The organism is Hominiventricola sp. (genome assembly GCF_057604405.1).
Genome location: NZ_DBLYVB010000006.1, coordinates 94,147 through 108,957 on the forward strand (window position 1 = coordinate 94,147; position 14,811 = coordinate 108,957).

General features: G+C 43.2%; 10 protein-coding genes. 2 read left to right on the forward strand and 8 right to left on the reverse strand.

The features are described 5' to 3' along the window. Window positions 1–34: 34 nt before the first annotated feature. From ACZMB2_RS05980 to ACZMB2_RS06005, 6 genes are all read right to left on the reverse strand, one after another. Window positions 35–3,517, reverse strand: coding sequence for a DNA polymerase III subunit alpha (locus tag ACZMB2_RS05980; protein WP_487595968.1), 3,483 nt, complete (start codon window positions 3,515–3,517; stop codon window positions 35–37). A 105-nt stretch (window positions 3,518–3,622) separates the two neighbouring features. Continuing rightward, on the reverse strand, window positions 3,623–3,856 hold the full coding sequence (locus ACZMB2_RS05985; protein ID WP_487595969.1) for a polya polymerase: 234 nt from the start codon (window positions 3,854–3,856) through the stop codon (window positions 3,623–3,625). A gap of 40 nt (window positions 3,857–3,896) precedes the next feature. Further along, the gene (locus ACZMB2_RS05990) at window positions 3,897–4,751 is read right to left on the reverse strand and encodes a CvfB family protein (RefSeq protein ID WP_487595970.1); all 855 of its coding nucleotides are present in this window, start codon (window positions 4,749–4,751) and stop codon (window positions 3,897–3,899) included. A gap of 9 nt (window positions 4,752–4,760) precedes the next feature. Then, the gene (locus ACZMB2_RS05995; protein ID WP_487595971.1) at window positions 4,761–5,462 is read right to left on the reverse strand and encodes an acyl-[acyl-carrier-protein] thioesterase; all 702 of its coding nucleotides are present in this window, start codon (window positions 5,460–5,462) and stop codon (window positions 4,761–4,763) included. 416 nt (window positions 5,463–5,878) lie between these two features. After that, window positions 5,879–6,859, reverse strand: coding sequence for a D-isomer specific 2-hydroxyacid dehydrogenase family protein (locus tag ACZMB2_RS06000; protein ID WP_487595972.1), 981 nt, complete (start codon window positions 6,857–6,859; stop codon window positions 5,879–5,881). Between the two features lie 66 nt (window positions 6,860–6,925). Then, a complete protein-coding gene (locus ACZMB2_RS06005) occupies window positions 6,926–8,779 on the reverse strand; it encodes an ABC-F family ATP-binding cassette domain-containing protein (RefSeq protein WP_487595973.1) in 1,854 nt (617 codons plus the stop codon). 190 nt (window positions 8,780–8,969) lie between these two features. Here ACZMB2_RS06005 and ACZMB2_RS06010 point away from each other — a divergent pair, with 190 nt between their 5' ends. Next, window positions 8,970–9,677, forward strand: coding sequence for a class I SAM-dependent DNA methyltransferase (locus ACZMB2_RS06010; protein ID WP_487595974.1), 708 nt, complete (start codon window positions 8,970–8,972; stop codon window positions 9,675–9,677). Between the two features lie 42 nt (window positions 9,678–9,719). On the opposite strand, the gene rpoN is transcribed toward ACZMB2_RS06010, so the two are convergent. After that, complete coding sequence (gene rpoN / locus ACZMB2_RS06015) at window positions 9,720–11,075, reverse strand: RNA polymerase factor sigma-54 (RefSeq protein ID WP_487595975.1); 1,356 nt, start codon at window positions 11,073–11,075, stop codon at window positions 9,720–9,722. Window positions 11,076–11,318: 243 nt separating this feature from the next. Here rpoN and ACZMB2_RS06020 point away from each other — a divergent pair, with 243 nt between their 5' ends. After that, complete coding sequence (locus ACZMB2_RS06020) at window positions 11,319–12,437, forward strand: glycoside hydrolase family 172 protein (RefSeq protein WP_487595976.1); 1,119 nt, start codon at window positions 11,319–11,321, stop codon at window positions 12,435–12,437. A gap of 90 nt (window positions 12,438–12,527) precedes the next feature. On the opposite strand, the gene ACZMB2_RS06025 is transcribed toward ACZMB2_RS06020, so the two are convergent. Further along, on the reverse strand, window positions 12,528–14,792 hold the full coding sequence (locus tag ACZMB2_RS06025) for a glycoside hydrolase family protein (RefSeq protein WP_487595977.1): 2,265 nt from the start codon (window positions 14,790–14,792) through the stop codon (window positions 12,528–12,530). Window positions 14,793–14,811 lie beyond the last annotated feature (19 nt).

Below are 14,811 nucleotides of genomic sequence, written 5' to 3' on the forward strand. Positions count from 1 at the left end.
CAAACAGTTATCCAAAACAAGTCTCTTCCACATTCTAATTCATTTTTTCCATATTTTCAATACGCTTCTGGACTGCTTTTACGTTTTTCTCTCCAAAATCCAGGCTCAGTTTTTCCAGCAGCAGATCGCTCACATGGACATTCCGGCTGGCCGGAAGAATTTTCTTTTTCTTCTCTTTTCTGACGTAGATGATGACTTCGTCTTCACCCTCGCTGTCCATAAGTGCCCGGTACAGCTCCTGCTCTCTTCTACTGTACTCTTCCATATCGGAAAACTGAATCCAAAGCTCCTTTTTCGGAATATCAAAGGGCACGATTTTTTCCAGAATCAGTTTGCTCGCCCTGTCTTCCTCTGCAGAAATACGTCCGCTCACAAACACTTTGCTGTCCACATTGAGCATGCTCGCATTTTTCTCATAATCCCTCGGAAATACAATCACTTCCACACTGCCTACCAGATCTTCCACGGTGATAAAGGCCATCATTTTATTATTTTTCGTTGCCTTCATGGTCTTGGATGTAATCATACCACCCACAATGGCCCGCTCTCCATCCCGGATGCGCTGTTCCTCGCCTTCTTCCGGCGGCAGGAAATCTGCGGTCACATGGGAAATTCCTCGCTTCCACTGTTCTTCATACTCCTCCAGCGGGTGCCCGCTGATATAGAATCCCAATACTTCTTTTTCAAAAGCCAGCAGATCTTCTTTTCCATATTCAGACACCTGTGGAATCTTAATCTTAAAAGCAGCCTTATCCTCTTCCGCCGCAAAATCAAAAAGACTGATCTGACCTGCGAAGTCTTTCTTCTTTTTCTGTGCGGCATCATCCATAATCTGTCCGTAGATCATCATCATCTGACGCCGGTTGGCCGGAAAACAGTCAAAGGCACCTGCCTTGATAAAGTTTTCTACTGCACGCTTATTAACCTCATGACCAGACATCCGGTTGATGAAATCCGCCAGATCTTCAAAATTACCTCTTTCTTTCCGTTCCTGAATGATCTCTTCAATCACAGGTTTTCCTACACTTTTAATGGCATTAAGTCCATAACGGATAGCACCGTTTGATACGGAAAATGCACTGACACTTTCATTAATGTCTGGCGGCAGAATCTGAATTCCCATCTGCCGGCAGGTAAGAATATATTCCGATACCTTAGAAGAATTATCAATGACGGATGTCATTAAAGCCGCCATAAACTCTACCGGATAATAATATTTCAGCCAGGCTGTCTGATAGGCCACTACCGCGTAAGCGGCCGCATGAGATTTATTGAATGCATATTTGGCAAAATCAATCATATCATCATAGATTTTATTTGCCACCTGCTCAGAAATACCATTAGAAATACACCCTGGTACATGCTCTGCTTCATTTCCATATACAAAGTTCTGGCGTTCCTGCTGCATGACAGCTGCTTTCTTCTTAGACATGGCACGACGCACCAGGTCTGCACGGCCCAAGGTATAGCCCGCCAGCTTCTGCACGATCTGCATAACCTGCTCCTGGTACACGATACAGCCATAGGTCGGTTCCAGAATAGATTCCAGCTCCGGGCAGTCATAGGTGATACTGTCCGGATTATTTTTCCCTCGGATATACTGAGGAATAAAGTCCATAGGACCCGGACGATACAGGGAAATACCTGCGATAATATCTTCCAGACTCTGAGGCTTCAGTTCTTTCATGAAGTTCTTCATACCCGTACTTTCTAACTGGAACACACCATCCGTCTTTCCCGTTCCCAAAGAATCCAGCACTGCTTTATCATTATAATCAATCTCATCGATGTTGATCTGCTTTCCACTGCTCTGTTCTGCAAACCGAACTGCATTCTGAATAACCGTCAGTGTACGCAAACCGAGGAAATCCATTTTCAGAAGACCCAGCTCTTCCAACGTAGTCATAGTGAACTGCGTGGTGACAGAGCCATCTGACCCTCTGGAAAGCGGCACATATTCATCTACTGCTTTCTGGCTGATGACAACGCCCGCAGCATGCATGGAGGTGTGACGCGGCAGACCTTCCAGTCGTTTGGACATGTCCACCAGTTCTTTTACCTGCTCATTGCTCTCATAGAGATTCCGGAATTCCGGATTCATCTGAAGTGCTTTATCGAGGGTAATATTCAGCTCCTGCGGCACCATCTTAGCAATGGAGTCCACAAATGCATAGGGAAGATCCATGACTCTTCCCACGTCTCTTAACACACCGCGGGCCGCCAGCGTACCGAAAGTGACAATCTGTGCCACCCGGTCTTTGCCGTATTTACGAACCACATAATCAATGACTTCCTGCCGCCTCTCATAGCAGAAGTCAACGTCAATATCTGGCATGGAAACACGTTCCGGGTTCAAAAAACGTTCAAACAGCAATTGGTATCTGGCCGGATCAATATTAGTGATTCCTAACGTATAAGAAACCAGGCTTCCGGCTGCGGAACCTCGCCCCGGTCCTACGGCAATCCCATGATCTCTGGAATATTTGATAAAATCCCATACGATCAGGAAATAGTCCACATACCCCATCTTCTGGATGATAGATAGTTCATAAGTCAACTGGTCTCTTAGATGGCCATCATCCTCCGGGTAACGTTTTGCAAATCCGTCCCAGCAGAGCTTATTCAAATACTCCCAGGATGTATAGCCATCCGGCACATCATATTTCGGCAGCTTAGTCACGCCAAATTCAATCTCTACATTGCAGCGGTCTGCAATTTTCTGAGTGTTTTCCAGCGCCTGTAATGCGTAAGGAAATAACTGTGCCATTTCCTCCGGAGATTTTACAAAATACTGTCCGCCCTCATAACGCATCCTGTCTTCGTCCGACAAACGTTTTCCTGTCTGCAGGCAGAGCAGGATATCGTGAGGCTTCACATCTTCTGCATAGGTATAATGAATATCATTAGTAGCCACCAATTCTATATGCAACTCTCTGCTCATACGGAGCAACGCCTGATTCACCTGCTTCTGCTCTGGCAGTCCATGATCCTGCAGCTCCAGGAAGAAATTTCCCTTTCCGAAAATCTCCTCATACTCCCCGGCAGACTTGCAGGCTTCCTCATACATGCCCCGGAGCACATTTCTCTGCACCTCTCCGGCCAGACAGGCACTGGTCGCAATAATTCCTTCATGATATTTTCGAAGAATCTCCTTATCCACACGAGGTTTATAATAGAAGCCTTCCGTAAATCCGATGGAAACAATCTTCATCAGATTCTGATAACCTTTATTATTTTCCGCCAGCAGCACCAGATGATGATAACGGTCGTCTCCGCTGCCTGCTTCTTTATCAAAACGGGATCCCGGCGCCACATAGACCTCGCAGCCAAGGATTGGCTTGATTCCCTGTGCCCGCGCCTCCCGGTAAAAATCGATCACACCGTACATAACACCATGGTCCGTGATGGCAGCACTGTTCATCCCCAGCTCTTTCACCCGCGCCACATACTCTTTTATCTTATTGGACCCGTCCAGCAGACTGTACTCCGTGTGTACATGCAGATGTACAAAATTCATATTCTCTGTCCCTCATTCAATAAAATCTCTCGCAAGAGTTTTTCATATACAAAAAGGCGCAGCAACCCGTTCCCGGATCGTTGCGCCCGTTTCATTCTTTTTAAATTAACCGTTGATCATGAAGGATAACAGTTTGTCAATGTCCTCTTTCTCATATGCGATAATTTCCAGTTCCGGAATCTCACCATTGGAGAAAATATTTGCAAGGGATACATACTGACACAGTTTTGATTTCAGGTTCAGTCTGTCTCCTTCTCCTGTTACTAACTCTACTCTACCTTTACAGCTGTCTACTACGTCAAAGAATTTGTTTACGTCTTTGATATTCTGTACTTTCATGCTCTTAATCTCCTTTCTTCTTCTTCGCTTCTCATTATACTCAAGACTTCTCAGGATTGCAAGCAGTTTTTTTACGAATGCATTTCTCGGAAATCTCGATTTTTTCTTCTTTTAAAAGGTGTCCTACTGCACGCTTAAAAGCGTTCTTGCTCATGGACATCTCACGGCTGATAACCTCTGGTGTAGCCTTATCCGTAAACGGCAGCACACCGGCAAATTCATCGATGACTTTCATGACCTGTTCCGCATCTTTTTCAATCTGAAGATAAGTCTTCTCGCGGAGACTCAAATCCAGTTTGCCGTCCTCTTTGACTCTGGTGACACGGGTCTCCACTACGTCGCCGATCTTCGCCTGTCCGAAAAATTCCCGTTTCGGAATCAATCCGGAATACAGATCATCCACAGCCACAAAGGCACCGAAATTCTCGCTGATTTCATAAATAGTTCCTTTTACCCGGTCATCCTTCTTATAAGGACTCTCTTTGGAAAGATATTCATATACGTTCATGGTGGCGCACAGACGGCTGCTCTTGTCTGTATAAAGACCTACCAGCACTTCATCTCCCGCCTTTACTTTTCTGGTCTGCTGCTTGAAGGGAAGGAACAGATCCTTCTCCAGTCCCCAGTCCAGAAATGCTCCGATCTTCGTCACTTCTTTTACCTGTAATCTTGCTGCTTCCCCCAGGTGGATCTTCGGCTCTGCGGTGGTGGCAATCAGGCGGTCCTTGGAATCCTTATACAAGAATACTTCCAGTTCATCTCCGGTCTGTGCTCCTTCCGGCACCTGTTTGGCAGGAAGCAATACTCTCTCTTCCGGTGCTTCCGGCGCTGCCAGATATACGCCAAAATCTACCTTTTTTACAATTGTCAAGGGCTGTGTCTTTCCTAACTGCATCTCTTTCTCCTATCGAAATTCTATTACCGCATAAGGCTTTTCGTTCTGATCCCCCAGAACCACTGTCACTCCGTCCGGACTCACCTTCACACCCGGATAAATCACATCTCCGAGCACAGCAGACTTCTTATATTCCGCCCGCATCTGGTGAATCTCAAAATCTTCCGGCAGATATTCCGCCGCCATCTGTACATACTGTCCGTTATTTACATGGTGATTCACATCCAGATGGTAACTATGAATAGGGAAGGATTCTTTCTTCTCCAGTTCCTCCGGAATCTGAATATGGTCATCCTCATACTCCATATCAAGCTTTGGTTCCATGGTGTAAGCGTCTACCACATCCTTTTCCAGTTTGCAGGGACGCATCCGTACAGTATCCATGTAAACCCACAGCGTGTCCGCCCAGGCCACAACTTCTCCCTGTCCGTCCAGCATTCGGAAATTCCTTCTTCCGGTTATCTTTGAAAATTCATAGGGCCAGGTTTCCACACGAATATGCTCTGTCATCTCCGGATAACGCCGAATCACTATCTTCCAGGAACTTAATACCCACATCCGGTTTCTATTCTCCAGAAATACGGCTCCCACTCCCAGATCTTCTGAATGAAAACTACTGCAGTCCTGAAAATAATTCAATACCGCATTAAGTGTCATTTTCCGATTCTCGTCTACTTCTGATACTCTTACCCTGCTGTCATATCCGTACATGTGTCGATCCTCCCCAAGCCCGTTCCTACACGTTTCTCTGATCGTATTTATTATACCGACAAACCCGAAAAAAAGCCACCCCTACTTTTATTTCTTCGCAAAAGGAAAGAGCCATTCGAATTTTTATTTTTCGAATGGCTCCTCACCTATCAATCTGAAGTTTCACCTTTATAATCTCCTTCCAAGATTATTTTTTTAGACTTTTGTGATTACCGTCCCATTGGACTGTACCTCGTCTTTCTGAGATTTTGTATCTCTTTCTTGTTTGTGATCTTATATTACAATAACTTTCTCTATTTGTCAATAGTTATTTGCAAATATTTTAATTATTTTTATATTATCTGAATATTATTTGTCATTATGCAAATTAACAGCCGGAATCTCATTAAAAATCCCGGCTGCAAACTGTACTTTCTTTATACCAGATACGGTGTATCCTCACCATTCATATATTTCATTGCTCCGATGATGGAGTTTTCCGCCATATTGGCAACTGCTTCCTCCGTATAGAATGCTGTATGCGGGCTTACCAGCACATTGGAATAGGATCTTAAAATTGCCAGCTTCGGATTGTGAAGCGGTTCTCCCATCCGGTTAAAATAATAAAGACCGCTCTCATGTTCCACTACATCAAGGCCTGCAAAGCCGACTTTCCCGCTCTCGATACCGTCAATCAGTGCATCCGTATCCATCAGCGCTCCACGGGCACAGTTGATGATTACTACATCCTGCTTCATTTTTTCGATAGCAGCTGCATCAATCATATGATAGTTGTCATCGGTCGCCGGAGCATGAAGCGTAATCACATCGGAATTTTTCAGAAGAGTATCAAGATCCGTATACTCGGCATACTGTTTCACTTCCTCATTTTCATAGAGATCATAGGCAAGCATCTTACAGCCAAATCCGGATAAATGCCGGATCACGGTGCGGCCAATTCTTCCCGTACCAATTACACCGACGGTGCAGTCCGGAAGTTCCCGTCCAATCTTTCCCTTCAGAGTATAATCCTGTATGCTGGCCCGTTCCATAATATGAGGCATTCTGCGTAGTCCCATGAGCATCATCATAATCGCATAGTCAGCTACACTGTTGGGAGAATAACTGATATGGATGACCCCCATTCCAAGACTTTTTGCATAGTCCACATCAATGTGATCGTAACCGATTGTTCTGGTGGCAATACATTTCACACCCATATCATGAAGTTTTTTGAGCATTGGCTGATCGAACACCGTCGTGATGACATTGACCACGTCGTAACCTTTCGCCAGATCCAAATTATCCATGCAAGGTGTCTCCGTCGTATAATCATACTCGATCCCGTATTTGGGGCAGTATTTTTCAAAACATGGAAGTTCGTCAAACGTACGCATGCTGAATACAAACATTCTCATCTTCTAGTTCCTCCCAACATATATTTTTGAAGAAAATTATACGCTTTCATCCAGCGCACTGCAAGCTCATTTCTGCGCTTCAATTTTCTCATTCAGTTCCGTCAAATACATCCAACGCTCCATCTTCTCGTCCAGCTCTGCCTGTACTTTTTCCTTTTCTTCCGTCAGCTCTGCCAGACGGCTGTACTGACTGGCATGGACTGCCATCTCTGCATCCAGTTCCTCGATCTTCTGTTCCAGTGCCGCGATGTCATCATCAATGGTCTCGAATTCCTTCTGTTCCTTATAAGAAAACTTTAACTTCTTCTCACCCTTATCCCAGGTGGCTTTTTTCTTTCCACTGGCAGTCTCTGCACCGGAAGCTGCTCTGGCACCGAAGGATTTTTCCTCAGCTGTACTTCCGTTTTCCCGGTTCTTCGCATCCAGATACTCCGTATAACCGCCCTCATACTGGCGAAAATGTCCATTTCCATCAAACGCGAAAATACGGTCTGCCACATTATCAAGAAAATAGCGGTCATGGGATACCAGAATCACAATACCAATAAAGGAATTCAGATAATCTTCCAGTATGGTCAGTGTCGGGATGTCAAGCTCGTTGGTCACCTCATCCATAACCAGTACATTGGGTCCCTGCTGCAGCACACCCAGCAGATAGAGCCGCCGTTTCTCTCCTCCGGAAAGCTTTCCAATGGGTGCATACTGCATGTCCGGCGTAAACAGAAACCGTTCCAGCATCTGGGAGGCCGTAATTCGCCCGTCTCGGGTGGGAATATATTCTGCAATATCCTTTACGTAATCGATCACCCGCTGATTTTCATCCATCTGCGGAATTTCCTGGGCAAAATATCCCATTTGAATGGTTTCTCCAAATTCCACGCTGCCCTCATCCGGCAGAATCTGTCCGGCAATCATTTTCAGAAGGGTAGATTTTCCACAGCCATTGGAGCCCACAAACGCCACGGTCTGATTTTTCAGAAAAATATAATCGAAATCTTCTACAATCTTTCTGCCTTCATAACTCTTGGAAACATGATGAAGCTCGATGGTTTTCTTGCCCATTCTGGTCTCCACAGAATCCAGTTCCAGGGCCTTGTCAAATACTGGCGCTTTTCCGGCTTTCAAAGCTTCCAGGCGATCCAGACGCGCTCTCTGCTTGGTGGTCCTTGCCCGGCATCCTCTGGCTGCCCATTCCAGCTCCATCCGAAGAATGCTCTGTCGCTTCCGTTCCGTCGCCAGCTCCATCTCTTCCCGTTGTGCCTTTAATTCCAGAAATTTCGAATAGTTCGCATCATAGCTGTAAATCTTACCACGGCTGATCTCCAGAATCCGGTTTGTCACCTGGTCCAGGAAATAACGATCATGGGTAACGGTAATCACCGTTCCGCGGTATCTTCTCAGATACTGCTCCAGCCACCGGATCATATCCTCATCCAGATGGTTGGTTGGCTCGTCCAGAATCAGAATATCCGACGGCAAAAGCAATGTTCTCGCCAGTGCCGCACGCTTCTTCTGCCCTCCTGATAACGTACCCATTTTAGCATCATGCTCCAGGATACCAAGGGTATTCAGCATACTTCTTGCCTCATGCTCCATAATGTCCGCTTCTCCGGCATCAGCTCCGCCCCAGCTGCCCTTCACCGCTGCGGAACCGGATATCACATAGGAAAGCACCGTCTCCTCCTCCGGGAATTCATGCAGCTGAGTCAGATAGGCAATCTTCGCACCATTCTGGCGAATCACCTGTCCCTGATCCGGCTCCTCCGTTCCCGCAATGATCCGAAGAAGCGTCGTCTTACCTGTTCCATTAATTCCGATAATACCGATCTTCTCCCCTTCCTGAATTCCACAGGAAATGTCGTCGAAGATCCATTTGTCACCATATAACTTGCTGACATGCTCAATATTTAAAATGTTCATTTGTTGTAATCCTCTCTCATGTTAGAACCGCTTTTATTCTAGCATAAAGAAGAAGATTGCGCAAAACTTACTGCCCTGCAAGGAAGTTTCGTTGACAGCATAATATGGAAAATATATACTAAAATCAATCTCTTTCTATACTAGCATGTGAATATGATACATCTTCAGATGTTCTTTTGAGGAATGATTTATGTACAGTGATATTTTTAGCAAAATATATGATGCATTTGGCTGGAATTATTATCCAGAATCCTTTGCTCAACTTTTGCTTCGTTGGATCGATGAGCAAGGATTACATATCAACAATATGCTTGACCTGGGATGTGGTACCGGCATCCTTTGCAATATGATAGCTGAGCATGGAATTGAAACTATGGGAATGGATTTGTCTCATGGGATGATTGCCATGGCAAAGCAGAATTATCCTCATATTGTTTTTCAGCAGGGAAATATGATCGACTGGAAGCCTGAGATGAACTTTGATCTGGTAACCAGTACCTGTGATGCGATCAATCATATCCTGGAGCCGGAGGATGTGAAAAAGGTGATGAAGAATGTATATTCCTATCTGAATCCAGGCGGCATTTTCCTATTTGATTTTTTGCGTCCTGGCGAGGAAGCTGACTGTGAGCCAGTTGATATGGGAGAACTTGATGGAAAGCGTCTGCAGTTTCAGATCTATCATCCGAAAGAGCAGTTTGTAACATTACAGGCAGATTTATTTGAAGGGGATAAGTTGATTCATACAGAGAAGATTCAGGAACATCTATATGAGCCTGAGTGGATCTTACAAATATTAAAAGGAATCGGATATCAGGATGTGCGCTGTACTGATCAGCTATTGAAATCTGAATCAGTACATGCTGCAACCTGGTTTATTATAGCCAAAAAAGCGTGATAATAACAAATTCTTCTCCTGATGCTGGTTTGTTTTCACAGGTCATTCTTTTCGTTCCCTGCAGTTGGCAAACCCCAGTTCTTCCCGGTACTTTGCTACTGTTCTCCGGGATATCTTCGTTCCCCTTTTTGCAAACAGATCTGCCATCTGCTGATCGCTTAGAGGATGCTTTTTATTTTCTTCTTCCATCATCTTACGAAGTTCTTCCTTCACATGAAGGGAAGCAACTGACTCTTCATCCGTATTCTGGAGTCCTTTCGGGAAAAAGTAACCAAGCGGATAAGTCCCCCAACAGCACTGCAGATATTTATTCTTGATTGCACGGCTTATCGTTGACTCATGCACCGAAAGAAGCTCCGCCGCCTCGCTCATGCGAAATGGCCGCAGATACATTTCTCCTTTCCGGAAAAAATCCTGTTGTTCTTTCACAATACAGTTTACAAGATTCATCAAAGTAGAATTTCTCTTTATAATACATTTCTGAATCTGCTCGGCCTGTTCTATCTTTTTAGAAAGGTAGTCCTTCACTTCCGCAATTGGTTCTGTTTTCAGCATCTGTATGTATTCTTTGCTGATATGGAACGATGGACAGGAATAATCATTCAAAAGAATTTCAAAATAGTCTTTGAACTTTACTACAACCGCATCCGGCACAATATACTGGGTCATTTCTCCGGTAGAGTACCCCTGCGCCGGCTTTGGATTCAATGTGCAGATTCGGTCTCTTGCCAGTTTGATCCGATCCACTGGAACGTGAATAATTTTTGCAAGGGTCTGTAGTTGCTTCTTTCCCAGCAGTTCCATTCCATCCTGAATGATTGCCAATTCTACCTCACAGTCTTCATAATTCTTTTTTAACTGCAGGCATAGACATTCTTTCACATCATAGGCGCAGACTCCAACTGGTTCCAGTTCTTTCATAATATCAAGACAATTCTTCACAATCTCTTCTTTGCTTCCAAGCTGCTCTGCCATCTCCGCGACAGAAAGTTTCAAGAAACCAGACGTATCCAGATTATCTGCAATATACTCAAATACTCTATCCTCTTCTTTGCTGTAAGAATTACTCAAAAGTTGCTGCATCAACACATCCTTCAATGTCTCTGCATTCGGGGCACTGATATTATTCAGATAATTGTCTTTGTCCTCATCTTCCTGATCATACCGATAATATGCACGGTTCTGCTCATCCAGACCGGTCAGCCACTCCAACTTCTTCAGGCGCTCTTCTTGTTTATTCTCCGGCATATGCTCATCCAGATCCATCACCGGATTTCCCATAGACTGCTCTTTGATGTAATCTGCCAGCTCCACAGAACTCATCTGCAAGATTTCCACCGACTGAATCATGTTCTGTGACAATGTCTGCTTCTGTGATTGTACAAGTTCTACCCTCATGTCGATCCCCTCTTTTGTATCCACTTTACAAAAATTTCAGATAGTTTCAGTATATGGCAGAAGCAGCAGTTGTGTCAACGAAGCAGGATTAGCTTTTATCAAATGTCTTATCATTACTTATATTTACGCCTCATCTTAAAGGGAAATTCTTGTTATTTTTACATATGTATGTTATAGTTAGCATGCTGATAACTGTTCGTATATATTGCATCCTTATTAGCGTAAAAAGGAGTATATACGTAAATGAATTATTTAAATAACGTAACAATTTTTTCAGACGAAGAATCTCGTTGTATCTCACCAGAGAATTTAACAGGTATCCCTGGCGGTGCCTGCCACGCATCTGGAGTTCTGGGGCCAGGTCGGAAAGGAAATGGCAGTATCTGCTTGCCAACAGGCGAGGAGACTACTATTGCCCACATAACAGGACCAGGCATCATCCGTCATTTTTGGATGACTGTCCGAAACTTAAGTGAACTCGGCGGTTTTGTATTACGTGATCTTGTTTTACGAATTTATTGGGACGACTCTGAACTTCCTGCCGTTGAATCTCCCCTTGGTGATTTCTTTTGTAACGGATTTGGTGAACGCTGTGATATCGATTCTTTACCAATTGTGGTAAACCCTGTAGGTGGCATGAATTGCTATTTTGAAATGCCATTTATGAAAAGTGCACGATTTACAATAACAAACGAACATCCAAAAGACATTACTTCTTTCTTTTATACAATTAATTACGCTATTCCAAAAGAAATTGATCCTAATCGTCTTTATTTTCATGCATATTGGCGCAGAGACTGGAATACTACTCCAAAACAGGACTATGTTTTAATTGACGATATAGCAGGATATGGATACTACGTTGGCACTTATTTAGCAATTACGGCGTTATCCCGCTATTGGTGGGGTGAAGGTGAGTTTAAATTCTATATAGACTCCGACAAGGAATATCCCTCTATTTCTTCAACTGGAACCGAGGATTATTTCGGTGGAGCCTGGGCTTTCCATCACAAACGAATTGGGGATCTTCCAACTGTAACTAATTTTTCAAAATTATTTACCGGCTATCCTTTTTACTCCCGACGTGATTCAACCAGAGACTTTTTTGAGAAAGCAAAGCTCAATGATATGCATAGCTTTGGTGATGATGCACTTCCCATGCATGGTTTATATCGCTGGCATTTGCCTGATCCGATTGCATTCCATTCCGGTATCCGTGTTACTCTTCAACAAATAGGAAATGATGATATTGGTCTTTTCGAAAGATCGGATGACATCTGTTCCGTTGCCTACTGGTACCAGGACTCTCCTAACGGTATTCGCAAGCCTTTCCCGGAAAGGAAGTTACGCCTTCCCAGATAAGCTGAATATTATAAAAACCTTGACATAATAGGAAAAGCGGACTCTGAATAGTCCGCTTTTCTTATCTCAATATATAATAAGAGAATTTCTTTAATATTTTTTTAATGCTATATTTCTTGTCTGCCCTGCCGGAATTGTGTAAATCAATTCTCGCACTTCTTTACCAAGAAACTTCATCTCATTTTCTTGTACAGGCTGTTCATTTGGTTTCTGATAATCTGCACCGCTTCTTACAACTGCATTTACCTCAAAATCATTTTTATTAGAGATTTCTATCATATACATATCATCTGAATACTCTGTTTTAACGTCGAATTTCGCATTCCCAATTGAAAGATTTTTCCATTCAAATGATGGCATAAAACTGAGTGGCTGTACCAGTAACTCTTTTTCACAAGCTTCATACCGTATACCCATAAACTGGTCTATCATCAGATTCGTAAATACACCTGCAGACCAACCACATTTTCCGCATTTTGTCATACGGACAACTTCGCCTGTCTTTGCTCCCGTCGGATATGGCCACCACCACCATGAACCATCGAGATCCATTAATCGCTCTAATTCGGTCAGGCTTCCATTCTCTCCTGAAAATGTTTCCTTATCTACTGCACGGATAAGAAAACTCGTATATCCCGGGAAAGTTGCATCTGACTGAATTCCCCATTTGATACCACGGCTTTCTTCTCCATATGTAGGATTATAAGAAGACGCTGCAAATTTCGCATAATTTCTCAGACACGTATCATCATATTGACAAAATCCATATACAGGCATAAGTGTGGTATCAGATTCTTCACCATCATGCATTAACAGGTTCGCCTTTGTTCCCTGCAGAATATCTGTTAAAAATCCCAATCCTTCACTAAAGAATAATCTGTCATAGTTAGATACGTCAAATGTGGTTTTATCACCTGTAATTCCAGATATACCCTCCGTATACTGTAATCCAAATGGTCCCTCTACCTGCATATGTTTTCGTATAGCTGAACCGATACGTTCCGCAGCCTTTGCATATTTTTCTGCAAGCATTGTATCCCCATATAAACCAGCTGCCATTTCTGACATTGATTTGCAGGAAAACCACAGACAAACATTAGATCCCGTGTGATACTTTCCAAGTGAGATCGCATCAGATAACCACAACGAGGAAAACAAAGAAACCTCATCTTCTGTCTCAAGGATTTGATCAATGATATTTTTCATTCTCTCCCAGTATTGAGAATTCTCTAACAATAATTTTAATGTCCCGTGACTTCGATAATATATGCCAGCCAAAATAATTGGAGCTAAAGAATTGCTCAGAGAGTGAAATACCCCGCCTTCATATTTTGTACCTTTTTTTCTTACACTATACTTCAAAAACCATTCTAATGATTTTGTAAACACAGGATCATTGGTATGATGAAGAGCCATAACAGAGTAAAACATATCTTTATTCCATGTTCTTTCTGTTGCCGGATAGGTTCCCCAGTTAGCACCTACAATCTCATCTTTTTCATTCATTCCTATTGCGCCAAGAGACTGATACAGACACCGCTCCGTCATATATCCCAAAATCGGATGTTCCGGAACTGTCAAATCTCCTTGCAGCGATTTATAGTAATTGAGTGTGGTACATATCCAGTTTAAAATTCCTTCCTGTTCAATCCGTACAGTCTCATCATAGAATCCCGGATTGTAAAATACGTAAGGAATCCACATTTTATCTTTCTCTGCCAATGTGAAGCTGACCGTATTTTCAGAAGCGTCATAATTGGTAGCTTCTCCTGCCAAACGATGTGAAATATAACGGACATCATAATGACGCTCTGTAAACAATTTCGGCAGATGTACTTTTCCTTCTACAGTATCCTGAGTTTTATTCTCCAGCATCAACCCATATAAGAGAGTATTCATCCTTTGGCCGTTTCGGTCTATAAAAGGAAGGCAAAATACCGTAGCTTCAATTCCATTTAAAACGTGCTTAGAACGCGGTATTAAATTCAATAAAAGATCAGAACTTACCTCTTCCTTATCTTCTGCAAGATCTACCTTCTGATTTCCCATAGTGATGGAAAAAGAAAAATCATTTTGTTTAGAAAATGACTTAGCCACCCATACGCCTGGAATATCGTCACATTCATAACAATTTCTGTAGCTGGTCAGCTGCCGTATCGTGCCGAATTCATCCATATTACACAATAATTTATTATTGGATATATCAAATGTAAAATCCGAATCCGGCAGCTTATCCTTGTAGTAACTGATGTTATTTGTTGTACTATATTTTCCTTTCCGCACTAAAACATTGAAAAACGGATTAAGTTCCTGATTTAGCAATTCTGAAACTGAAGAAAACATAATCTGTGTCATGATTTTTGCCTCCGTCCTT